This is a genomic window from Pseudomonas azadiae, assembly GCF_019145355.1.
In the GTDB taxonomy this organism is placed as follows: domain Bacteria; phylum Pseudomonadota; class Gammaproteobacteria; order Pseudomonadales; family Pseudomonadaceae; genus Aquipseudomonas; species Aquipseudomonas azadiae.
In genome coordinates, this window is sequence record NZ_JAHSTY010000002.1 from 193,536 (window position 1) to 214,447 (window position 20,912).

Annotated in this window: 22 protein-coding genes; 10 read left to right on the forward strand and 12 right to left on the reverse strand. The window is 60.6% G+C overall.

Going from position 1 to position 20,912, the window contains the following annotated elements; all coding sequences use genetic code 11:
• Nucleotides 1-210 precede the first annotated feature (210 nt).
• The 4 genes from KVG91_RS17245 to KVG91_RS17260 form a co-directional block, all read right to left on the reverse strand.
• Nucleotides 211-1,095: an alpha/beta fold hydrolase gene (locus KVG91_RS17245; RefSeq protein ID WP_169376420.1), complete on the reverse strand. Its 885-nt coding sequence runs from the start codon at nt 1,093-1,095 to the stop codon at nt 211-213.
• A gap of 110 nt (nt 1,096-1,205) precedes the next feature.
• Nucleotides 1,206-1,898, reverse strand: a complete 693-nt coding sequence (locus KVG91_RS17250; RefSeq protein ID WP_169376421.1) for a 16S rRNA pseudouridine(516) synthase — start codon at nt 1,896-1,898, stop codon at nt 1,206-1,208.
• Nucleotides 1,898-2,110 (reverse strand): cysteine-rich CWC family protein, encoded by a 213-nt coding sequence (locus KVG91_RS17255; RefSeq protein ID WP_169376422.1) that lies wholly within the window; start codon nt 2,108-2,110, stop codon nt 1,898-1,900. Before KVG91_RS17255 ends, KVG91_RS17250 begins: the two co-directional genes overlap by 1 nt.
• An 84-nt stretch (nt 2,111-2,194) precedes the next feature.
• Nucleotides 2,195-3,817 (reverse strand): methyl-accepting chemotaxis protein, encoded by a 1,623-nt coding sequence (locus tag KVG91_RS17260; protein ID WP_169376423.1) that lies wholly within the window; start codon nt 3,815-3,817, stop codon nt 2,195-2,197.
• 263 nt (nt 3,818-4,080) lie between these two features.
• Between KVG91_RS17260 and KVG91_RS17265 the strand changes: the two genes are divergently transcribed.
• Together KVG91_RS17265 and KVG91_RS17270 are read left to right on the forward strand one after the other, a co-directional pair.
• Entirely contained in the window at nt 4,081-4,446 is a 366-nt protein-coding gene (locus KVG91_RS17265; RefSeq protein WP_169376424.1) for a hypothetical protein, read from the forward strand.
• A 153-nt stretch (nt 4,447-4,599) separates the two neighbouring features.
• Nucleotides 4,600-5,031, forward strand: a complete 432-nt coding sequence (locus tag KVG91_RS17270; protein WP_169376425.1) for a DUF3757 domain-containing protein — start codon at nt 4,600-4,602, stop codon at nt 5,029-5,031.
• 4 nt (nt 5,032-5,035) lie between these two features.
• Here the strand turns inward: KVG91_RS17270 and KVG91_RS17275 are convergent, their stop codons facing one another.
• Nucleotides 5,036-6,148 (reverse strand): enoyl-CoA hydratase/isomerase family protein, encoded by a 1,113-nt coding sequence (locus KVG91_RS17275; protein ID WP_169376426.1) that lies wholly within the window; start codon nt 6,146-6,148, stop codon nt 5,036-5,038.
• Between the two features lie 135 nt (nt 6,149-6,283).
• Between KVG91_RS17275 and ung the strand changes: the two genes are divergently transcribed.
• Nucleotides 6,284-6,985 carry a uracil-DNA glycosylase gene (ung, locus tag KVG91_RS17280; RefSeq protein WP_169376427.1) on the forward strand — a complete coding sequence of 234 codons (702 nt, stop codon included), beginning with the start codon at nt 6,284-6,286 and terminating at the stop codon, nt 6,983-6,985.
• Nucleotides 6,986-7,465: 480 nt separating this feature from the next.
• On the opposite strand, the gene KVG91_RS17285 is transcribed toward ung, so the two are convergent.
• From KVG91_RS17285 to KVG91_RS17300, 4 genes are all read right to left on the reverse strand, one after another.
• Nucleotides 7,466-8,494 carry an AbrB family transcriptional regulator gene (locus KVG91_RS17285; RefSeq protein ID WP_169376428.1) on the reverse strand — a complete coding sequence of 343 codons (1,029 nt, stop codon included), beginning with the start codon at nt 8,492-8,494 and terminating at the stop codon, nt 7,466-7,468.
• Entirely contained in the window at nt 8,487-10,001 is a 1,515-nt protein-coding gene (locus tag KVG91_RS17290) for a tripartite tricarboxylate transporter permease (RefSeq protein WP_076950201.1), read from the reverse strand. The genes KVG91_RS17285 and KVG91_RS17290 overlap by 8 nt, the downstream gene beginning before the upstream one ends.
• Nucleotide 10,002: 1 nt before the next feature.
• Nucleotides 10,003-10,461: a tripartite tricarboxylate transporter TctB family protein gene (locus KVG91_RS17295; protein ID WP_169376429.1), complete on the reverse strand. Its 459-nt coding sequence runs from the start codon at nt 10,459-10,461 to the stop codon at nt 10,003-10,005.
• A 127-nt stretch (nt 10,462-10,588) separates the two neighbouring features.
• Nucleotides 10,589-11,572 carry a Bug family tripartite tricarboxylate transporter substrate binding protein gene (locus tag KVG91_RS17300; RefSeq protein ID WP_169376430.1) on the reverse strand — a complete coding sequence of 328 codons (984 nt, stop codon included), beginning with the start codon at nt 11,570-11,572 and terminating at the stop codon, nt 10,589-10,591.
• A gap of 230 nt (nt 11,573-11,802) precedes the next feature.
• Between KVG91_RS17300 and KVG91_RS17305 the strand changes: the two genes are divergently transcribed.
• Both KVG91_RS17305 and KVG91_RS17310 read left to right on the forward strand, forming a co-directional pair.
• Nucleotides 11,803-12,474 (forward strand): response regulator, encoded by a 672-nt coding sequence (locus KVG91_RS17305; protein WP_169376431.1) that lies wholly within the window; start codon nt 11,803-11,805, stop codon nt 12,472-12,474.
• Nucleotides 12,467-13,855 carry a sensor histidine kinase gene (locus KVG91_RS17310; protein ID WP_169376432.1) on the forward strand — a complete coding sequence of 463 codons (1,389 nt, stop codon included), beginning with the start codon at nt 12,467-12,469 and terminating at the stop codon, nt 13,853-13,855. The genes KVG91_RS17305 and KVG91_RS17310 overlap by 8 nt, the downstream gene beginning before the upstream one ends.
• A 49-nt stretch (nt 13,856-13,904) precedes the next feature.
• Here KVG91_RS17310 and KVG91_RS17315 read toward each other — a convergent pair whose 3' ends face one another.
• Both KVG91_RS17315 and ygfZ read right to left on the reverse strand, forming a co-directional pair.
• The gene (locus KVG91_RS17315; RefSeq protein WP_169376433.1) at nt 13,905-14,726 is read right to left on the reverse strand and encodes an HDOD domain-containing protein; all 822 of its coding nucleotides are present in this window, start codon (nt 14,724-14,726) and stop codon (nt 13,905-13,907) included.
• A gap of 36 nt (nt 14,727-14,762) precedes the next feature.
• Nucleotides 14,763-15,704 (reverse strand): CAF17-like 4Fe-4S cluster assembly/insertion protein YgfZ, encoded by a 942-nt coding sequence (ygfZ, locus tag KVG91_RS17320; RefSeq protein WP_169376434.1) that lies wholly within the window; start codon nt 15,702-15,704, stop codon nt 14,763-14,765.
• A 139-nt stretch (nt 15,705-15,843) separates the two neighbouring features.
• On the opposite strand from ygfZ, the gene KVG91_RS17325 reads away from it, so the two are divergent.
• Nucleotides 15,844-16,098 carry an FAD assembly factor SdhE gene (locus tag KVG91_RS17325; RefSeq protein ID WP_169376435.1) on the forward strand — a complete coding sequence of 85 codons (255 nt, stop codon included), beginning with the start codon at nt 15,844-15,846 and terminating at the stop codon, nt 16,096-16,098.
• On the forward strand, nt 16,082-16,528 hold the full coding sequence (locus KVG91_RS17330; RefSeq protein ID WP_169376436.1) for a protein YgfX: 447 nt from the start codon (nt 16,082-16,084) through the stop codon (nt 16,526-16,528). The genes KVG91_RS17325 and KVG91_RS17330 overlap by 17 nt, the downstream gene beginning before the upstream one ends.
• On the opposite strand, the gene nadB is transcribed toward KVG91_RS17330, so the two are convergent.
• On the reverse strand, nt 16,497-18,113 hold the full coding sequence (nadB, locus tag KVG91_RS17335; RefSeq protein WP_169376437.1) for an L-aspartate oxidase: 1,617 nt from the start codon (nt 18,111-18,113) through the stop codon (nt 16,497-16,499). The genes KVG91_RS17330 and nadB overlap by 32 nt on opposite strands.
• Nucleotides 18,114-18,576: 463 nt before the next feature.
• Between nadB and rpoE the strand changes: the two genes are divergently transcribed.
• Genes rpoE through KVG91_RS17350 form a run of 3 tightly spaced genes read left to right on the forward strand, consistent with a single transcriptional unit; the run spans nt 18,577 to nt 20,756 of the window.
• Entirely contained in the window at nt 18,577-19,158 is a 582-nt protein-coding gene (gene rpoE / locus KVG91_RS17340; RefSeq protein WP_003172477.1) for an RNA polymerase sigma factor RpoE, read from the forward strand.
• A 32-nt stretch (nt 19,159-19,190) separates the two neighbouring features.
• Nucleotides 19,191-19,778, forward strand: coding sequence for a sigma-E factor negative regulatory protein (locus KVG91_RS17345; protein ID WP_169376438.1), 588 nt, complete (start codon nt 19,191-19,193; stop codon nt 19,776-19,778).
• A 15-nt stretch (nt 19,779-19,793) separates the two neighbouring features.
• Nucleotides 19,794-20,756 carry a MucB/RseB C-terminal domain-containing protein gene (locus KVG91_RS17350; RefSeq protein WP_169376439.1) on the forward strand — a complete coding sequence of 321 codons (963 nt, stop codon included), beginning with the start codon at nt 19,794-19,796 and terminating at the stop codon, nt 20,754-20,756.
• The last annotated feature ends 156 nt before the right edge of the window (nt 20,757-20,912 follow it).

Here is a 20,912-nt window from a genome sequence, read left to right on the forward strand (position 1 = left end):
CGGGCTTGTCCCGCGCTGGGCTGAAGCGGCCCCAAACCAGGCGAATTGGGTTTGTCTGAAACTGCGCGGCGTCTTTATTGGGGCGGCTTCGCCACCCAGCGCGGGACAAGCCCGCTCACTACAGGGAATTGTCAGCCTCTGAAAGTTGTATAGATACCTATGGCTATCGCAGGCAAGCCAGCTCCCACCGTGCCAGCGGAAAACCGCGTTTCAAAGGGCAAAGGCCTGCTGCGTCTGGCCCCCTTGATAACGCGACCGGTTGACCCGCCGCTGCGCCGTCAGGAAGCCCACCACCGCGTTCCGGCTGTCCCGGCACGCTGCCTTGTGCTCCATGTCCAGAAAATGCCCGGTGGCCTGGATGGTGCTGAAGCTGCTGTTCGCCACAAGCTGGCCAAACAGCTTGGCATCCTGGGCACTGGTGTACTCGTCCCATTCGCCGTTGAGAAACAACACCGGAATGTCGATCTGCCTGGCTGCCTTGAGGTAGCACGAGCGATCGCTGTTCAACACATGGCTGATGTGAAAATGCATCTGCCCGTATTCGTGCTCGGCCAGGCTGCTTACGTGTTTGTGATTAAAGCGTTTGAACAGCGACGGCAGGTGTTTGCCGAGGGTGCTGTTGACCAGGTGGCCGACGCGGTCGCGGTCGAGGTTACCGAGGTAGTCGACGCCGCGTTCAAGGTAGTCGCGCATCGGAGCGTTGATCACCGGTGAGAACGAACTGATCACCGCCTTTTCCACGCGGCGAGGGCGGTGGGCGAGGGCGACCAGGGCTGCAGCGCCGCCCCAGGAGAATGACAGCACATGTTCGGCGGCGAAATGGTCGATGAGCTCCAGCAGGATCTGGCCTTCGACTTCCTTTGTCAGCATCTGCTCATGGCGGTTATGGGTCTTGGAACGCCCAGCGTAGGGCTGGTCGTATAACACCACATTGAACTGTGGGTACAGGCTTTTCACGGTCTGTCCGAAGGACGCCGTGGTGGCCATGGAGCCGTTGACCAGGATGATGGTCTTTGCAGCAGCGTCCGCGCGATAGCACTCCGTGTAAACCCGATACTGACCCTGTATATCCAACACTGCGATTTCTGGCCTCATGTCGTCAGACTCCTGGCAAGCGGGTAGTGCGCGCAGATCACTTTGCACGGGCTTTATGACAGGTAGGCATACGTCTGGAGAGGGACGCGTCGTGGCGTTCCGAACGGTCGTCAGATTTGTCGGATTTCTTCGTCGGTCAGCGGCCGGTACTGGCCCGGCGCAAGCTCGGCGTCCAGCACCAATGGGCCCATTCGCTCGCGATGCAGGCTGACCACCTTGTTGTCGAAATGCCCGAACATGCGCTTGACCTGGTGATAGCGCCCTTCGAGGATGCTCAACCGCGCGGTCCTCGGCCCCAGCAGCGCCAGCTCGGCGGGTTGGGTGGTGAGGTTTTCAAACGCAAAGTACAGGCCCTCGGCAAATGTCGTTGCGTACTCAGGGCCAATGTCCTGCTCGGTCCCTACGAGGTAGACCTTGGGCAACTTGGTCTGCGGTTGCGTCAGGCGTCGCGACCACTGGCCGTCGTTGGTGATCAGCATCAGGCCGGTGGTGTTGAAATCCAGGCGCCCGGCGATATGCAATTGGGCCTTGTCCGGCTCATCCAGTAGATCAAGGACGGTCGGGTGTCGCGGATCCTCCGTAGCGCTCACGCAACCCTGGGGTTTGTGCAGCATAAAATAACGCGCAGGTTTGCCCGCTTGCAGCACTTCCCTGTCAACGCATACACGGCTGAATTCGCGCACCTCATGATGAGGGTCGCTGACCGCCACGCCATCGACCCAAACCCGCCGGTCAGCCAGCAACAGGCGCACTTGCCTGCGATTGAAACGTGGCAAATTGCTGAGGAAACGATCCACTCGCATTACGTCGGCTCAGCCCCACGCAAGTGTTCCTCGACCTGGGCACAGCGCGGGCACAAACAGGCCTTGTTGCGTTGTTCAGGCGGCAGCGCTTCGAGCACGGCCGGGTCGATGGAGACGCCGTAGCACCAGCACGCCTGGTCGACGGTTTGTGGGTCGGCCAGGGTGCAGGCGTTACGGGCACCGCAGGCGGGGCAGAGGGTTGGCGTGGTCATGGTCGGGTTCGGGCTGGATCGGGCAAGGTTGCGCAGATTCTGCGCGCGCCTTGCACGATACAGGGCCGACCCGGCCCAGGCTACTCAGAGCTGGAACTTGCTGACCAACACATTGAACGAGGTGGCCAGGCGCGACAGGTCCTGGCTGGATGCGCTGGTCTGGTGGGCACCGGCGGCCGTCTGGGTGGACAGGTCCTGGATATTGAGCAGGTTGCGGTCCACTTCACGGGCGACCTGGGCTTGCTCTTCCGAGGCCGAGGCGATCACCAGGTTGCGTTCGTTGATCTTCGCCACGCTGGCGGTGATGCGCTGCAACGCTTGGCCGGCATTCTGTGCCAGGGTCTGGGTGTTGTTGGCCCAGGTCAGGCTCTTGTTCATCGCCGCCACCGCACCATCGGCGCCGGTCTGGACTTCGCCAATCATCTTTTCAATGTCGACGGTGGACACTTGCGTACGGTGGGCCAGCGCCCGCACCTCATCGGCCACCACCGCAAATCCACGGCCTTGCTCACCCGCGCGGGCCGCTTCGATGGCGGCGTTGAGGGCCAACAGGTTGGTCTGGTCGGCGATGCCTCGGATCACATCGATCACCTTGCCGATTTCCCGCACCTGCCCGGCAAGATCGGCCACCGATTGCGTGGAATCGTTGATCTCTCCCACCATCGCGCTCATGCCGGACACGGCCTGCTCCACTTGCTGGCGGCCGTCCTCGGCCTCGGTGGTGGCTTGGCGCGAAGCCTGCGAGGTCGACACGGCGTTGCTCGCCACTTCGTCCACGGCGGCGGTCATCTGGTTGACGGCGGTGGCGGCTTGTTGGATTTCGTCATTCTGGCGCGTCAGGCCGCGGCTGCTTTCATCGGTGACCGCACTCAACTCTTCGGCGGCAGAGGCCAACTGGTCGGAGGCGTTGGCGATTTCCACGAGGGTACTTTTCAAACCGCCCTGCATCTGCGACAGCGCCATCAACAGTTGCCCGGCTTCGTCGGTGCGTTCGGTGATGATGGCTTGGGTCAGGTCGCCCTTGGCGATGCGTTGCGCGCTCTGCACGGCCTGGGCGATGGGGCGGGTGATCAGGCGGGTGATCAGCACGCCTACGGTGATGGCAATGATAAAGGCCAGGACAATGCCGCTGATCATCCACGCCAACGCGCTGGCGCGCAGCGCTTCAGCGGCGACGGTGCCTTCCTTGATCTGACGGTCATTGGACTCGATCATTACACGGATCAGCTCGCGGGCCTGACGGAAGAGTTCATTGTTGGTGGTATTGAGCAGGGCACGGGCCTGGTCGACCTGGCCGCCGTCAAGCAGCGACATGATGCGTTCGGAGCTGCTGATGTAGGCGGGCCAGATCTGGTCGAGTTTGTCTCCCGCCGCCCGTTCGTCATTGTCCAGTGGCGTTGCACGGTAGGTGGCGTAAGACGCCTGGCTGCGCTTGAGCTCGTTGGCAATGTCCTGGCGCACGCGGTCGCGGTCCTGGGACGCAACGTCGCCTTTGCTGGCGTCCATCAATCGGTACAGCCCGCGGTTGTGGGCTACCAGGCTATTGAGCGTGGCCGCCGTGTTGCTGACGGAGACCAGGTTGTTGGAGAAGGTCAGCTCCAATGCCGTGGCGAGGCGTACCACCCCTTTGATGCCGAGCAGGCCTACCCCGAGGGTAACTAACGCGCACAGTAGAAACGAAAGCAGCAGTTTGGTAGAGATGTTCATGGGGTCGAGTCCGGCAATAGTTGCGAAGGGCGCACGCTAGAGCCTCCCTGGCGCTGTGCGATGTCATAGTGACATCATCGCAATTGAGAAAGTTGCTCGCCAGAAAAATTTACTGAATCGATTAATCTGGCGTAGATGTATCAAGCTGTTGCTTGAACGCACCAGATTCTGTTTTTGATGTCAGATACTTCGTCATTCGGTGAAAGCCGAATGCCGCACTCCAGCGTCGCTGGAGATGCTCTTCCGCGGTCCAGGAGGCCGCCATGTATCGACGACTGCTGCTCAGCGCTTTACTCGGTCTGACCCTTTGCGCTTGCGTCCCCTATTACGAAGGAGGCCAAAGTTATTACCGTTCTGAGGTCTACACCTCACCGGCACCGGTGTATTACTACGGCGGTGGCGCAGCGTACCCTTACCGTCGTGAGTACTATCGCGCGCCACGCTATTACGCCCCGCAACCGCGCTACTATTCGGCACCGCGTTATTACCAGCCGGCACCGCGCTACTATCCCGCCGGACCGCGTGCCGGTTACCGGCCTTACCCCAACCAAGGCTGGGGCGGGGAGCACTGGAGTAACGGCGGGCACGGTCGTGGCGACCATAGAGGTGGCCGCGGCGGTCACCGTTGACAGACTTTTTGCAAGCGGCGCAGTGGCGCCGCTTTTTTTATTCTACCGTTTATCATAACTGTCAGATTTAACAGCTATCTTAGGCGTTCCAGATGAGCTTCACTGGAGACGAAGCCGTTGTGCTTCCTACTACCAGTGATATGGAACTTCCTAATGATCAAGCATGTGGTGTATGCGTTCTTCCTGAGCTGCTTTGTTATCGCATCAGCTAAAGCGGCGCAGGGGTGCCCCTATGCTTCAGCGATTAATTACGCTGACGATGCCTATCAGTCCAGCGGTGGGGGGAAGCTTTGGCAAAGTCAAAAAGTAAAAGAGCGGGATTTTATTGACCGTTTCATTGGAGCTATCTTTTTTCCTGATAAAGACGACGAGTTGAACGTTGGCCGTATGGAGTGCGCCTATCTTACAGGCGGTGGGCGCAGGGTGACGTTGAGATATGTGACGCAAAACGTTCACGAACGCATGTTGATGGAGTCCGACTACTATTGGCAGTCCACCGTCGATCTGCTGGGCCAAGCGGTGCACATCTGCCAGGACAGCCAGCCGGACAACTGCAAAGCCACACCCCAGAATTCCACGCCTTGATCTGTCAAAAATCGGAAATGTCTGCCAGAGGATTCCTACCTTCCCCCACCTTATTGAAATGCGCCTGCACCACCGCTTCAGGAACGGTGTTGATATCCGGCCAATGCCAATGCGGCGTCTGGTCCTTATCGATCAAACGCGCGCGCACCCCTTCGCTGAATTCCGGGTGACGGCAGCAATTGAGGCTCAGGGTGTATTCCATCTGGAACACCTCGGCCAGGGACAGGTGCCGGGCGCGCTGGATCTGTTCCCACACCAGGTGCGCGGTCAGGGGGCAGCCTTCGCTCAAGGTCTTGCCGGCACGGCTGAACAAAGGATCGGCATGCTCGCGCAGTTGGCTCAATGCGCGCCACGCACCCTGCACATCGCCCACATCCAGCCATTCGTCGATCTGCCGGCGGCGCGGCAGCCATTGCGCGTCAGGTTGCTGATCGACGGCTTCCTGGGCCAGCGCCTTGAGCAGGCTATTGAGTTGCATCGAAGTCTGTTCCTGCCAGTTCAGTTGCAGCAGGCCGTCGAGCAATTCGTCTTGCTGGTCGTCGCGCAGGAAGCGGTCGGCAAGGCCCAGGTCCAGCGCGTCACGGCCGTTGATATGGGCGCCGGTAAGGCCCAGAAACAAACCGAGTTTGCCCGGCAGGCGCGACAGGAACCAGCTGGCGCCGACATCCGGGTATAAACCGATGCTGATCTCCGGCATGGCCAACCGGCTGCTCGGCGTGACGATGCGCACTGACGCACTTTGCAGCAGGCCCATGCCGCCGCCCAGCACGTAGCCGTGGCCCCAGCAGATCAAAGGTTTTGGGTAGGTATGCAGGGAATAATCCAGGCGATACTCCGCCGCAAAGAACTGTGCGGCCAGCGCCGGCACGGTACCGGGTTGCTCTCGACAGGCCATCGCCAGGCTGCGCACTTCACCACCGGCGCAAAACGCTTTGGGGCCGTTGCCGCGCAGCAGTACACAGACGATGTTCGGGTCTTTGGCCCAGGTATCCAGGCGTTCGCTCAGGGCCAGGATCATTGGCAAGGAGAGGGCATTCAGGGATTTTTCAGCGTCGAGGCTGGCGATGCCAATGCGGGCACCGTCGCTGCCGGTCAGTTCTTCGAAGTGCAGGTTCATCGTGACCTCAATCGAGAAGGTGAAAGGATGAGTATGATCGCTTGGCAGGAAAGTGCCGTGATGTGTCAGATCAATTGACAAGCAAGGTCGGCTTTCCTAGGGTTCGCCTCATTCTTATTACAAGACAATTCAACTATGACCGAAGAAGACCGTATCAAACTCGAACCCAGCTGGAAACACGCCTTGCGCGATGAGTTCGACAAGCCCTACATGACCCAGTTGCGTGAATTCCTGCGCCAGGAACATGCCGCCGGCAAAGAGATCTACCCGCCCGGCCCGCTGATTTTCAACGCGCTCAATTCCACACCACTGGACAAGGTGAAAGTGGTGATCCTGGGCCAGGATCCTTACCACGGCCCCGGCCAGGCCCATGGCCTGTGTTTCTCGGTGCAGCCGGGCGTGCCGGCGCCGCCTTCACTGGTCAATATCTACAAAGAACTCAAGCGCGACTTGAACATCGATATCCCTAACCACGGCTACCTGCAAAGCTGGGCCGACCAGGGCGTGCTGATGCTCAACACCACCATGACGGTGGAACGCGCCAATGCCAACGCCCATGCGGGCAAGGGCTGGCAGTTCTTTACTGATCGTATTATCGAGGTGGTCAGCGAGCATCAGCCGCATCTGGTGTTTTTACTGTGGGGCGCGCATGCGCAGAGTAAGCAGAAGCTGATCGACGCGACCAAGCATCTGGTGCTGACGTCGGTGCATCCGTCGCCGTTATCGGCGTATCGCGGATTCCTGGGCTGTGGGCATTTCAGCCGCACCAACAAGTTTCTCGAGCAGAATGGCGAGACGCCGATCGAGTGGCGGTTGCCGCCGATTCACACCGCTTAAAGCCTGACTCTGGCGATCGTATTGTTGCCGCTATTGGCTACAAAAGCCGTGCGACCATCCCGAGTAGCGGCAATGCCTCTGGGTTTGTTGTATTGATTGTGTTGACCAGGCTATGGGTTCCCAAACGGACGATTAACCAACCTGCGTACCCTTTTGCCAAGTGGGCATATGCATTGCCAGGAGCAATTGTGATTGTGTCAGGGGCATCGAAGATTCTCAGTTTTCTCCTTTGGCTTGGGTTGCTGGTAGTGATGGCATTCAGGTCCCCGGCTCTATCGGGAGCATAAAGTCGCAATCCATTCGAAGGTGCCGTGACCTGTGATGGTATGTATGACGGTATTGCTGAAAGTGTTGATGCCCAGGGCGATTAAACCTGAAGTTCTGGGGAGTGAGCCTTCGTTGTCTCGGCTTTACTAGCTGTCAGAGTTGACAGTTCAGACAAATGGTGGAAGTTCTGCCAGGGCCACGGCTCAAGGGCGATCAAGGTTGGCGGTCCCACCGCCGAAACAACGGCTCCGCCAGAAACAACACCAACAACAACCGCATCACCTGCATCGCCGTCACCAGCGGTACCGACAGTTGCAGGGTCTCGGCCGTGAGGCTCATCTCCGCAATGCCGCCGGGCATCATGCCCAGGGTCAACGAGCGCAGATCCAGATGAGTCAGGGCGCTCAAGCCCACCGCCGCCAATGTCGCCAATGCCATGGTCAAGGCCGTGCCAATCAAGGTGCGGCCCATGAACGACGGTGCACTCCGGAAGAACTCCCGGTTGAAATGGCAGCCCAATCCGCTGCCGATCAACCACTGGCCCATCTGGCTGCCGCCGTCGGGCAAGCCGATGTGCAAGTCCCAGACAACACTGGCCGTCGCACTGACCAACAACGGCCCAAACAGCCACGGGTTCGGCTGTCGCAAACGCTGCCAACCCCAGGCCACCAGCGCGCCCATCGGAAACAGCATCAATAGCCAAAGCCAGCTCACCGGTGCCGGATGAAACTGCGGCGCGCCGCCTTCCAGTAGATACTTGAAGATCGCCGGCACACACAGCACCACCACCAGCACCCGGAGGCTTTGCCCTGCCGCGACGCGGCTGAGCACCGCGCCGTTGCGCGCCCCAAGGTTGACCATCTCACCGGAACCGCCCGGCATGCTCGAGAAAAACGCGGTAGCGCGGTCTTCCCCGCTGCGGCGCATCAGCCACACGCCAACCACGCTCGACAGGCTGGTGACCAGCGCGCCGAAGAAGATCAGGCCGAAGTGGCTCATCACTTGCTCGATCACCAGCGGGGTGAAGTGCAGGCCGATGCCGATGCCCACCACCCATTGGCCGCATTTGCGTCCGCCGGGAATCTCCGCCAACTGCCATGGCGTGAGGCAACGCACCAGGATGATCGCCAACAACGAACCGACCATGTACGGCAACGGCCAGCCGACGAGGCTGGCCAGGTAACCGCCGGCCAGGCCGACCAGCGGTGTTGCCCACCAATGTTTAAAAGTGACCTCAGACATCGGCCAGGGCACGACGCTGCAAGGCACGTTTACGGTAGATGCGCACCAGCGGGAACATCAGCATCAACGCGGTCAGTACCCACACGCCAAAGGTGATCGGGCTCGACCACAGGATCTCCAGCGCACCGTTGGAGATCGACAGCGCGCGGCGCAGGTTCTGCTCCATCAGGCCGCCGAGGATAAAGCCCAGCAGCACCGGCGACAGCGGGAAGTCGAGCTTGCGCAGGATGTAGCCGAAGATGCCGATGCCGACCATCAGGAACAGGTCGAAAGTGGTGGCGTGCACCGCGTATACACCAATCGCGGTGATGATCGCGATCACCGGCACCAACGCCCAGTTCGGCACGGCGAGGATGCGCGTGAAGATGCGGATCATCGGGATATTGAGGATCACCAGCATGATGTTGGCAATGAACAACGAGGCGATCAGGCCCCAGACAATGTCCGGTTGCTGTTGGAACAACAGCGGGCCCGGGGTGATGTTGTACAGCGACAGCGCGCCGATCATCACCGCCGTGGTGCCCGAACCCGGTACGCCCAGCGTCAGCATCGGCACCAGCGCACCGCAGGCGGAGGCGCCGATCGCGGTTTCCGGCGCGGCGAGGCCGCGCATGTCGCCCTGGCCGAATTTACCGCTGGCGCCGGCCAGGCGTTTCTCGGTCATGTAGGCAACCGCCGAGGCCAACGTAGCCCCCGCGCCCGGCAGCACACCCATGATGAAACCGAGCAGGCCGCAACGAATGTTGACTACGAAAACGGAGGACGCTTCCTTCAGGTTGAACATCATCCGGCCGGTGGCTTTCACGGCTTCCTGGCCACGGTGGGTTTTTTCCAGCAGCAACAGGATCTCGCTGATGGAGAACAGGCCCAGCACCAACACCACAAACTGGATGCCGTCGGTCAGGTGAATGTTATCCCCGGTAAAACGGTACACACCGCTGTTGGCGTCGATGCCCACCGCCGAAAGGAACAGGCCGATCAGCGCCGCTACAAAAGTCTTCAGCGGTTTGTCACCGGCCATGCCGCCCAGGCACACAATCGCGAACACCATCAGGACGAAATATTCAGCCGGACCGAAGGCAATCGCCCATTTGGCCAGCAGCGGCGCAAACAGCACCATGCCGCAGGTGGCGATGAATGCGCCGATGAACGAACTCCATGCCGACAGCGAAAGGGCCACGCCGGCCAGGCCTTTGCGGGCCATCGGGTAGCCGTCGAGCGTGGTCATGACGGTGGAGGCTTCGCCCGGGATGTTCAGCAGGATCGAGCTGATACGGCCGCCGTACTCGCAGCCCAGGTACACGGCGGCCAGCAGGATCAAGGCCGACTCCGGCGGCAGGCCGAGGGCGAAGGCGATGGGGATCAGCAGCGCCACGCCGTTGATCGGCCCCAGCCCCGGCAACAGGCCGACCACCGTGCCGATCAAGGTGCCGCATAACGCGGTTATCAGGTTGTAAGGGGACAGTGCAACGCCGAAGCCCTGGCCCAAATAGCCGAAAGTATCCATGTCAATTCTCCAGAACGTCGAGCAGGCCAAGGGGCAGCGGCACATCCATGACTTTATCGAACAGCAGGTAAAGACCCACGGCCATCAGGCCGACGATGACCACGCTGGGCAACCAGCGGCCGCCATACAGGCGTGCCATCGGGATGCCGATCAGCAGGCTGCTGAGGATGAAACCCAGGGGTTCGAAGGTGCCGGCGAACACGATCAACAGCGCGACGCACACGCCGATCTTGACCAGGGTGTCGCGGTCCAGCGCCGGTTCTTCTTCGGTGTGTTTGGTCGCTTGCGGGCGAATCAGCATGTAGATCAGCGCCAGGCTCATCAGCCCGAGCATCAGCAATGGGAAGGCGCGTGGCCCGACCGGCTCGTAGGAAAAGGCTGCTTGATACGGCCAGGCCATCAGCGCGAGGCCGGCACAGGCCAGCAGCAGCACGGCGGCAAAAATGCGTTGTATGAGCATAGGAAACTCCAAGGCTACGCTTCCAGAAGCGAGCAAACTCGCGAAGAACTCAAAAACCGTGCATCCACATAGCGCGCGTTATCGTTGAGGTCTTTCGCGAGCGAGCCCGCTTCCACAGGGAGGACGGTTACTGGATCAGGCCGAACTCTTTGGCCAGCACTTTGTAGTCCGCCACCTGTTTCTTCACGTAGGTGTCCAGCTCCGGGCCGGTCATGGCGAACGGGAACAATTCGCGCTGGTCACGCAGCTTGGCGAACTCGTCGGAGGCCAGCAGCTTGTCGAAGGCATCTTTCCACCAGGCGTAGTCGGCATCGCTGACTTTTGGCCCGAGGTAGAAACCGCGGACCACTGGCCAGACGATGTCGTAGCCTTGCTCTTTGGCGGTCGGAATGTTCTTCATTTCCGGCTCGTCCAGGCGCTTTTCGGAGAACACCGCCAGCAGGCGCATGTCGCCGCTCAAGATATGCGGCATGGAGTCGGAGATGTCGGTACTGCCCACCTGGATGTGACCGCCGAGCAGGGCGGTGGCGATTTCACCGCCGCCTTCCAAGGCCACGTAGCGCAGCTCGCGCGGGTTGATCCCGGCGGCCTTGGCGATCAGTGCGGTTTGCATCCAGTCCTGGCTGCCGACGGTGCCGCCGGAACCGATCACCACGCTGCCCGGGTCTTTCTTCAAGGCTTTGACCAGATCGTCGAGGGTCTTGTAGGGCGAATCGGCTTTCACGGCGATGGCGCCGTAGCTGGTGCCGACCGCCGCCAGCCAACGCACGGCGCTCTCATCGAAGCGCCCGAACTTGCCCTGGGCCAGGTTAAGCAACGAACCGCTGGACCACGCCACCAGGGTGCCGCCGTCCGCCGGGCGCTGGGCGACCACGGCGTTGTACGCCACCGCGCCCACGCCACCCGGCATGTAGGTCACGCGCATCGGTTTGCTCAACAATTTCTCGTTGACCAGTGCGCTTTGCACCAGTTTGCAGGTCAGGTCGAAACCGCCGCCAGGGGAGGCCGGGGCGATGCATTCGGGGCGCTTGGGTTCTTCGGCGGCCAGCAGGTGGCCGGCGAACAGCATGCAGCCGGCGGCGAGGGCGAGTTTACGTAGGGGGAACGTCATGTGTGTCTCCATTTATTGTTCTTATTTGGCGAAAACGCTTCGAGGCGTTTTTCGGGTGCTATCGCTCAATAGCTTGGCGGGCGTAACCTGCCGTCGCCTGATGCTAAACGGCGAAGCTTTCAGTAACCTTTCAACTGTCTTTCACTGTTTTCGGGCTTCACAGGGCAGTCGGCGCCTGTAAACTGCCTCGCAAAGCGTGGCGCCGACCACCCCGAATAAGGTAGAAATCCATGCGTGTCCTTCTGGTTGAAGACCACCTGCAGCTCGCCGAAAGTGTGGCCCAGGCGCTCAAGAGCACGGGTTTGACCGTCGATGTGCTGCACGATGGCGTGGCCGCGGACCTCGCCCTGAGCAGCGAGGAATATGCGGTGGTCATCCTTGATGTGGGCTTGCCGCGCATGGACGGTTTCGAGGTGCTCGCACGTTTGCGCAGCCGTGGAAAAAACCTGCCGGTGCTGATGCTGACCGCGCGCAGTGATGTGAAGGACCGCGTTCACGGCCTGAACCTTGGGGCTGACGACTACCTTGCCAAACCTTTCGAACTGACGGAATTGGAAGCGCGGGTCAAGGCACTGCTGCGACGCAGCGTGTTGGGCGGTGAGCGTCAGCAGACCTGCGGTGTGCTGGTCTACGACCTCGACACGCGGCGGTTCACCGTGGGCGGCGAGTTGATGACGCTCACCTCCCGTGAACAGGCGGTGCTGGAAGCGCTGATCGCCCGTCCGGGACGGGTGATGAGCAAGGAACAGCTGGCCTCCCAGGTGTTCGGCCTCGACGAAGAGGCCAGCCCCGATGCCATCGAGATCTACGTGCACCGCCTGCGCAAGAAACTTGACGGCCAGCCCATCGCCATCGTGACCTTCCGTGGCCTCGGCTATTTGCTGGAAGCCCGCGATGTATAAGCCCAGCAGCCTGCGCTGGCGCTTGCTGTGGAACCTGGCGTTGTTGCTGGTGCTGTTGATGTTGGCCAGCGGCATGAGCGCCTACTGGAATGGCCGCGAAGCCGCCGACACCGCTTACGACCGTACGCTGCTGGCCTCGGCGCGCACCATCGCCGCCGGCTTGACCGAGGTGGACGGTACCTTGAGCGCCAATGTGCCCTATGTGGCCCTGGACACCTTTGCCTACGACAGCGCCGGGCGTATTTATTACCAGGTCAATGACATCGACCAGAAGCTGATCTCCGGCTACGAAAACCTTCCCGGCCCGCCACCCGGCACGCCACGCACCGACGACTATCCGGCGCTGGCGCGCTTCTACGACGCCACCTACCAAGGCCAGCAGGTGCGCGTGGTCAGCCTGCTCAAGGCGGTTTCAGAACCGAACATGAACGGCATGGCAGAGGTCCGTGTCGCCGAAACCGATGAAGCGCGCGTAAGCATGGCCCGCAGCCTGATGGCCGATACGTTGCTGAGGTTGGGAATGCTTGCTATCGGTGCCTTGTTGCTGGTGTGGTTTGCCGTGAGTGCGGCGCTGCGTCCGCTGGAGCGCCTGCGCACGGCGGTCGAAGAGCGCCAGCCTGACGATCTGCGGCCGCTGCCATTGGTGGAAGTGCAAGACGAGTTTGGCCCGCTGGTGCGCTCCCTCAACCACTTCACCGAACGCCTGCGCGCTCAGTTCGAACGCCAGGCGCAGTTTATTGCCGATGCCGCCCATGAACTGCGCACGCCGCTGGCCGCGCTCAAGGCCCGGCTGGAGCTGGGCTTGCGCGCGCAGGAACCCGCCACCTGGCGCAGTACGCTGGAAACCGCGGCCCAGGGCACTGACCGCCTGACTCATCTGGCCAATCAACTGTTGTCCCTGGCGCGTATCGAGAACGGCGCCCGGGCGATTGCCGAAGGCGGGGCGCAGTTGCTCGACCTCAGCCAGTTGGCCCGGGAACTGGGCATGGCGATGGCGCCGTTGGCGCACGCACGTGGCGTGGCGCTGGCGCTGGAAGCCGACGAGCCGGTGTGGCTGCGTGGAGAGCCGACGCTGTTGAACGAGTTGCTGAGCAACCTGGTGGACAATGCCCTGGCCCACACGCCACCCGGCGGCAATGTGATCCTGCGGGTGACGGCGCCGGCGGTACTGGAAGTTGAAGACGATGGCCCCGGTATCCCGCTGGATGAACGGGAACGGGTGTTCGAGCGTTTCTATCGCCGCAGTCAGCAGGGGATGGGCTCGGGGCTGGGGCTGGCGATTGTCGGTGAAATCTGTCGGGCGCATCTGGCGCAGATCAGCCTGCACGATGGCGAGCAGGCGGGGTTGAAAGTGCGGGTGAGTTTTATCGCGGCAGTGTAGGAGCGAGCTTGCTCGCGAAAATCGTTAACGATGACTGGGTAACCTTGAATCAATAAAGCATTGAGCGTGCTTCATCCAGCTCCGCGCGCAGCTTTTCGCTGTAAGGGTCAACCCGCAGCTTTTTCATTGCAGGCACGCTGGAGACGTCCACTTTCGCCAAGGGGTGTTCGGTGCCGCGATGGCAATACAACACGGCGACCTGTACCAGGTCGATGTAGTCGAGGCTGGCCGAGTCGCGTTCCAGGTCCAGGTACAGGCCGGGCAATTTTGCCAGCATTTCCGGAAAGTCCCAGACGCCTAACAATTTGTCGCCCAGGAGCGGGTGAATGCTTTCGATAACGTGGTTGAGGCTGACCGGGTCCGCGAGCAACTCGTAGTGGTCTTCGGCATAGGTCAGGATCGGCAGTACGCCGATCTGGTGCACCAGGCCGCCAAGGGCCGCCTGGTCCGGCTTCAGCTGGCTGTGGCTGCGGCACAGGGCGTAACTCACCCCCGCGACTTCCAGGCTACGGCGCCACACATCACGCATCTTTTGTTCGACCACGTCGGAGCGAGCATGGAAGATCTGCTCCATCACCAGGCCGATCGCCAGGTTGCTGCTGTAGTTGGTGCCCAGCCGGGTGATGGCGGTGTGCAGGTCGGTGACTTCCTGGGTGGCGCGCAGCAACGGGCTGTTGACCACTTTGATCAGGCGCGCCGACAGTGCGGTGTCGCGACCGATGACTTTGCTCAAGTGGCTGATACTGATTTCCGGGTCTTCAGCGGCCTGGCGAATATTCAGCGCCACTTCCGGCAATGTCGGCAGAACCAGGTCATCGTTGTCGATGGCCTTCACCAAAGCCTGTTGGACTTTTTCCGCCAGCTTGTTCATTCATGATCTCTAGGGTGTTGCAAAAAGGTACGGCGACTAACGCTGGATCTCTCGATCACGGTCGAGTGTGTAAGGAAGGTCGAGCAGGTGCAAACCGGGGCCTTCCAGTGTGCCTATATGCACATCGCCACTATCGGCAGCTTCGGCTTGCAACACGGCCAGAAGTTCAATGGTGCGGTCAGCTTTCGCTGCAATTACCACTTCGCCGATTGAGCTGTTGTGGCTGGGTGAAAACAGTGGCGTGCCTGGCTCGGGTATTTCAGCCGCATCTAGGCGCAGGCGGTACAGGCGGCGCTTGAGCTTGCCCAGGTACTGCATGCGCGCAACGATTTCCTGGCCGGTGTAGCAACCCTTCTTGAAGCTGACGCCACCCACGGCTTGCAGGTTGAGCATCTGCGGGATGAACAATTCGCGTGTCTGCGGCATGACCTGGCCGATGCCTGCACGGATTTGGCCCAGCAGCCATTCATTCAAGGCAGCTTGTTGCAGGTGTGCGGCCAGTTGGCTGCGCACGCTCTCGGCTTGCTCGGCAGGTACCCAGAGTTCGGCACGGCCAGGGGAAACGCGAATGACGATCAATGCATCGCGGCGGGCGACGCTGTCGGTCTCGGCCGGCAACTCAAGGCCAAGGCTGGCCAGGGCCGGGTCGGCATTGACCAGGCCGAAACGCACCCAGGCGGCGCTTTCGTCGGTGAGTTTGGATTTGGAGAACACCGCGTATTTTTTCAGGTCCGCCAGTTGCGGCTCCAGCAGCTCGCTGGCCATGGCCAGCACCACGCCGTCGCCTTGCAGCAGGATGCGAAAGCTCGATTGCATACGCCCTTTTTGTGTGCAGCGCGCGCCGAGGCTGGCCTGGGTCTCGCTCAGGTAGTTGAGGTTACACGTCAGTTGGCCCTGAAGGAATTTGGACGCGTCGGCGCCGCGGACGGCGAGAACGCCTTCGTGGGACAGGGGGCAGAAGAAAGCAGAGTCAGCCATGGGTCATCGCAGTTCAATAAGTCATAGGTGCATCATAGAGGCGCGCCCGGCAAATGGATAGTTTCGTCGTGGGCGACCAAAGCCGACTGTTCCGGTGCCGTCCGGCCTGTATACTTGCGCCCTATTTGAGGAGCGCTCCATGGTCGAAGAAGTCGAAATCAATCGTCTCTACTGGCACAGCCGTCGCGGCATGCTGGAGTTGGACGTGTTGCTGGTACCGTTCACCAAAGAGGTGTACGCGACGCTCAATCAGGCAGATCGCGGCCTTTATGTGCGGCTGCTGGAATGCGAAGACCAGGACATGTTCGGCTGGTTCATGGAGCGCGCGGAGTCCGAAGACCCGGAGCTGCAGCGCATGGTCCGGATGATTCTGGATCGTGTCCAGCCCAAGTAATGCTTTCGAATGCCGCTGGCAGGCCTCACGGCTGCTGCTGGCGGTGTACCTCCTCGCCCAGTTGTTCGCGCTGGGTGCGCTGTCGGCGATTGAGCTGCCTTATTCAAGCCTCGGCATGCTGCTGTGTGTCGCGCACGCCGCCTGGATCTTGCCGCGTTTTATCCTGCTGACTCACCGTTCGTCTGTTCGTGGCCTGCGCCGTGATGCGGATGGCTGGCAGCTGTACAGCGCTGAGCGAGGTTGGCACAGCGTGCAGTTGCGTCCCGACAGCCTGGCCTTGCCATTGATCGTTGTGCTGCGATACCGGGCGCAGGGGGAGTGGCGGGTGCGCACGATCTGCGTGCCCAGGGATGCACAGGCCGCCGATGTGCATCGGCGCCTGCGGGTACGCCTCAAGTTCAGCCGCCGTAGGTGGCTGGCACCAGGATAGTGTCGCGGGCCTCGGGCAGCATCTGCGGGTAGTCGAGGGTGTAATGCAGCCCTCGGCTTTCCTTGCGTTCCATGGCTGAGCGGATCATCAGTTCGGCGACTTGGGCCAGGTTACGCAGCTCGATCAGGTCGCGGCTGACCTTGTAGTTGCTGTAGAACTCGTCGATCTCATCCAGCAGCAATCGCACGCGGTGCTGCGCCCGTTGCAGGCGTTTGTTGGTGCGCACGATTCCTACGTAGTCCCACATGAAGCGGCGCAACTCGTCCCAGTTGTGGGCGATGATCACGTCTTCGTCCGAGTCGGTCACCTGGCTGGCGTCCCAGCGGGGCAGGGCGGCAGGCACCGAAATGCGGGGCAATTGTTCGAGAATGTCCGCCGCTGCGGAGCGCGCATAAACAAAGCATTCAAGCAGCGAGTTGCTGGCCATGCGGTTGGCGCCGTGCAGGCCGGTGAAGCTGGTTTCGCCAATCGCATACAGACCGGGTACGTCGGTGCGGCCATGCTTGTCGACCATCACGCCGCCGCAGGTGTAGTGCGCGGCTGGTACCACGGGGATCGGGCCTTTGGTGATGTCGATATTGAAGGCCAGGCAACGCTCGTACACCGTGGGGAAGTGGGTCTTGATGAAGGCCTCGGGCTTGTGGCTGATGTCCAGGTAGACGCAGTCGACGCCCAGGCGCTTCATTTCATGGTCGATGGCGCGGGCCACGATATCGCGGGGCGCGAGCTCGGCGCGCGGGTCGAAGCGCTGCATGAAACGCTCGCCGTTGGGCAGTTTCAAGTGTGCGCCTTCGCCGCGCAGGGCTTCGGTGATCAAGAAGCTTTTGGCCTGCGGGTGATACAGGCAAGTAGGGTGGAACTGGTTGAACTCCAGGTTGGCCACGCGGCAGCCGGAGCGCCAGGCCATGGCGATGCCGTCGCCACAGGCGCCGTCCGGGTTACTGGTGTAAAGGTAAACCTTGGCTGCGCCACCCGAGGCCAGGATGGTGAAGCGCGCGCCGTAGGTGTCGACTTCTCCGCTGCCACGGTTGAGCACGTAGGCCCCGAGGCAGCGGTCTCCGTCCAGTCCCAGGCGTTTTTCAGTGATCAGGTCGACGGCGACACGCTGTTCCAGTAATTCGATATTGGGGCGTTGCCTGGCCTGTTCGAGCAGCGTCTTGAAAATCGCAGCGCCGGTGGCGTCGGCGGCGTGGATGATTCGGCGGTGGCTGTGGCCGCCTTCGCGGGTCAGGTGGAATTCGAAACCGCCGTCGTCGCTGCCCGCGTGTTCGTCTCGGGTGAACGGCACGCCCTGGTCGATCAGCCACTGGATGGCTTCGCGGCTGTGCTCGACGGTGAAGCGTACCGCTTCTTCATCACACAGGCCGCCGCCGGCGTTAAGGGTGTCTTCGACATGGGATTGCACCGTGTCGGTGTCGTCCAGCACGGCGGCAACCCCGCCTTGGGCCCAGAACGTCGAGCCGTTGGCCAGGTCGCCTTTGCTCAGCACTGCAATGCGCAGGTGGCTGGGAAGGGTCAGCGCAAGGCTCAAGCCGGCCGCGCCGCTGCCAATCACCAGGACATCGTGTTGAAACTGTTGGCTCATTTAAGGGATTCCGCAAAAAGCGATCCGAAGGGCTGGCGCAAACAGGACGCCTGGATCGGCGAATCAAAGGGTCACACGGGCCACTAGTATATAGAGGGGTGGAGCGGCACAATAGCCGGGCATTCGTGGCAATCTGCGATTACAGTGCACGGCTCGGGTAAAATTGGCCGGTTTTGAGACGGGAACTTTTTGCATAAGCCCCGACTCAATAGCAGGTTGCCCGAAAGCTGGGAAAACGTTGAGTTTATTGGCCCGTCGGGAGCATTGGACGCGTCAGAAAAACCGGCGACAAGATTATTCGCGCAGCCGGCGTTGCCCGCGCTGCGTTTTTCGTGTGTGCCAAATCAGTGCGTGCCGGAAACTTGCTTGAAGGGGGAGAACTTTTGCGAAAAGACCGAGTCTATGTTTGCAAGCCTGATCGTTTAGTTATGCAAGCCTCCTACGAGCACAACGAGGAGTGTTCATGCTAACCCAGGAAGAGGATCAGCAGCTGGTCGAGCGCGTACAACGTGGCGACAAGCGAGCTTTTGATCTGCTAGTGCTGAAATACCAGCACAAAATTCTCGGGTTGATCGTGCGGTTTGTGCACGACACCCATGAAGCGCAGGACGTTGCACAGGAAGCCTTTATCAAGGCTTACCGTGCACTTGGTAACTTTCGCGGTGATAGTGCGTTTTACACGTGGCTATACCGAATCGCCATCAACACGGCGAAGAACTATCTGGTGTCTCGCGGACGCCGCCCACCGGATAGCGATGTAAGTTCAGAAGATGCGGAATTTTACGATGGTGATCACGGGCTCAAGGATCTCGAGTCCCCGGAGCGCGCATTGCTGCGCGACGAGATCGAAGGCACCGTTCATCGCACAATTCAGCAATTGCCAGAAGATTTACGTACGGCGTTAACTTTACGTGAATTCGATGGTCTGAGTTACGAAGACATTGCGAGCGTCATGCAGTGTCCGGTGGGGACTGTAAGGTCACGGATTTTCCGGGCCAGGGAAGCCATCGATAAAGCCTTGCAACCGTTGTTGCAAGAGAACTAAAGACAGCGGCGACAGCCAAGAGAGGAACCGCCATGAGTCGTGATGCCCTGCAGGAATCGCTGTCCGCAGTGATGGATAACGAAGCGGATGAACTGGAACTTCGTCGAGTGCTCAATGCATTTGATGATGCCGAAACCCGTGATACCTGGTCTCGTTACCAAGTCGCTCGGGCGGTGATGCACAAGGATCTTCTAATCCCTCGTCTGGATATTGCTGCGGCCGTTTCTGCCGCGCTGGCTGATGAAGCCGTTCCGGCAAAAGCTGCTCGTGGTCCTTGGCGTAGCCTGGGTCGCCTGGCAGTGGCTGCCTCGGTAACTGTTGCCGTGCTGGCGGGTGTTCGCCTGTACAACCAGGACGAAATCGCCGGTGCCGAACTGGCCCAGCAGACTCAGCAGCCGGTCATGGCCGGTCCGCAAGTCAAAGGCCCAGCGGTATTGGCCGGCTACAAGGAAAGCTCCGACAGCACCGGGCCTATGGCCAACGGTGTATTGCAAGGGCAATCCGGCTGGCAAGACCAGCGTCTTCCAGGCTACCTGCGCCAACACGCACAGGAATCGGCCCTGAAAGGCACTGAAACCGCTCTGCCCTATGCTCGCGCAGCAAGTCTGGAAAACCGCTAATCCGTAAGGAGCTCTATGCGAGCCATACCGCTCCTTACGCTTTTGCTCAGTGGTTGCTTAGCACTCCCCGCCCATGCCGATGAAGCCCAAGACTGGTTGACTCGACTTGGGCGTGCAGAGCAGCAGCAAAGCTTCCAGGGTACATTCGTCTACGAACGTAACGGCAGTTTTTCCACCCATGACATCTGGCACCGCGTCCAGAATGGTCAGGTCCGTGAACGGCTCTTGCAGCTCGACGGTTCTGCCCAGGAAGTTGTGCGAGTGGATGGCCGCACGCAATGTGTCAGCGGCACCCTTGTCGCAGGCCTTGGCAATTCCCCTGACGCACCCTCACGTGCGCTGGATCCGCAAAAACTCATTCAATTCTACGAACTGGCCGTCATTGGCAAATCCCGTGTGGCCGGTCGAAATGCGGTGATCGTGTCGATTACGCCGCGCGATCAATACCGCTATGGTTTTGAGCTGCACTTGGACCATGAAACTGCGCTACCGCTTAAATCCTTGTTACTGAGTGATAAAGGCCAGTTGCTTGAGCGCTTCCAGTTCACGCGACTGAACACGTCAGTCGTGCCGGATGACCGCGATCTGCAGCCCAGTGCCGAATGCGCACCGATTGCCGTCGCCAGTAGTAAAGCAGCCAAGGTGCAGTCCACTGAGACGTGGCATATGGAATGGTTGCCGCCAGGTTTCCAGCTGACCACCCGCAGTGCCCGTAAAGACATCCACACCAAAACGACCATAGACAGCCTGATGTATAGCGACGGGCTGGCGCGTTTCTCTGTGTTCCTGGAACCGGTCAGCGACGCGGGCGTCACGGAGGCTCGCACTCAGCTAGGGCCGACGGTGGCTGTGTCTCGCCGCTTGAATACAGTGGATGGCGAAATGATGGTCACGGTGGTGGGTGAGATCCCTGTCGGCACTGCGGAACGTATCGCGCTGTCGGTGCGCGGTGAAAAAAAGTCAGCCGCCCAGCCGTGAATCGTTAATCTTATGTTCATCCTGACGTTTCAGTGTAGGTGCATGCCTGGTGGGTCGCCGAGAGCATGAAATGTCTGGATCAGCATTTTCACTTGCAAAAATCACTCATGTTTTTTATAGGTCAGGGCTTGTCGGCGCTGGCCTTGTTTTGTTCGC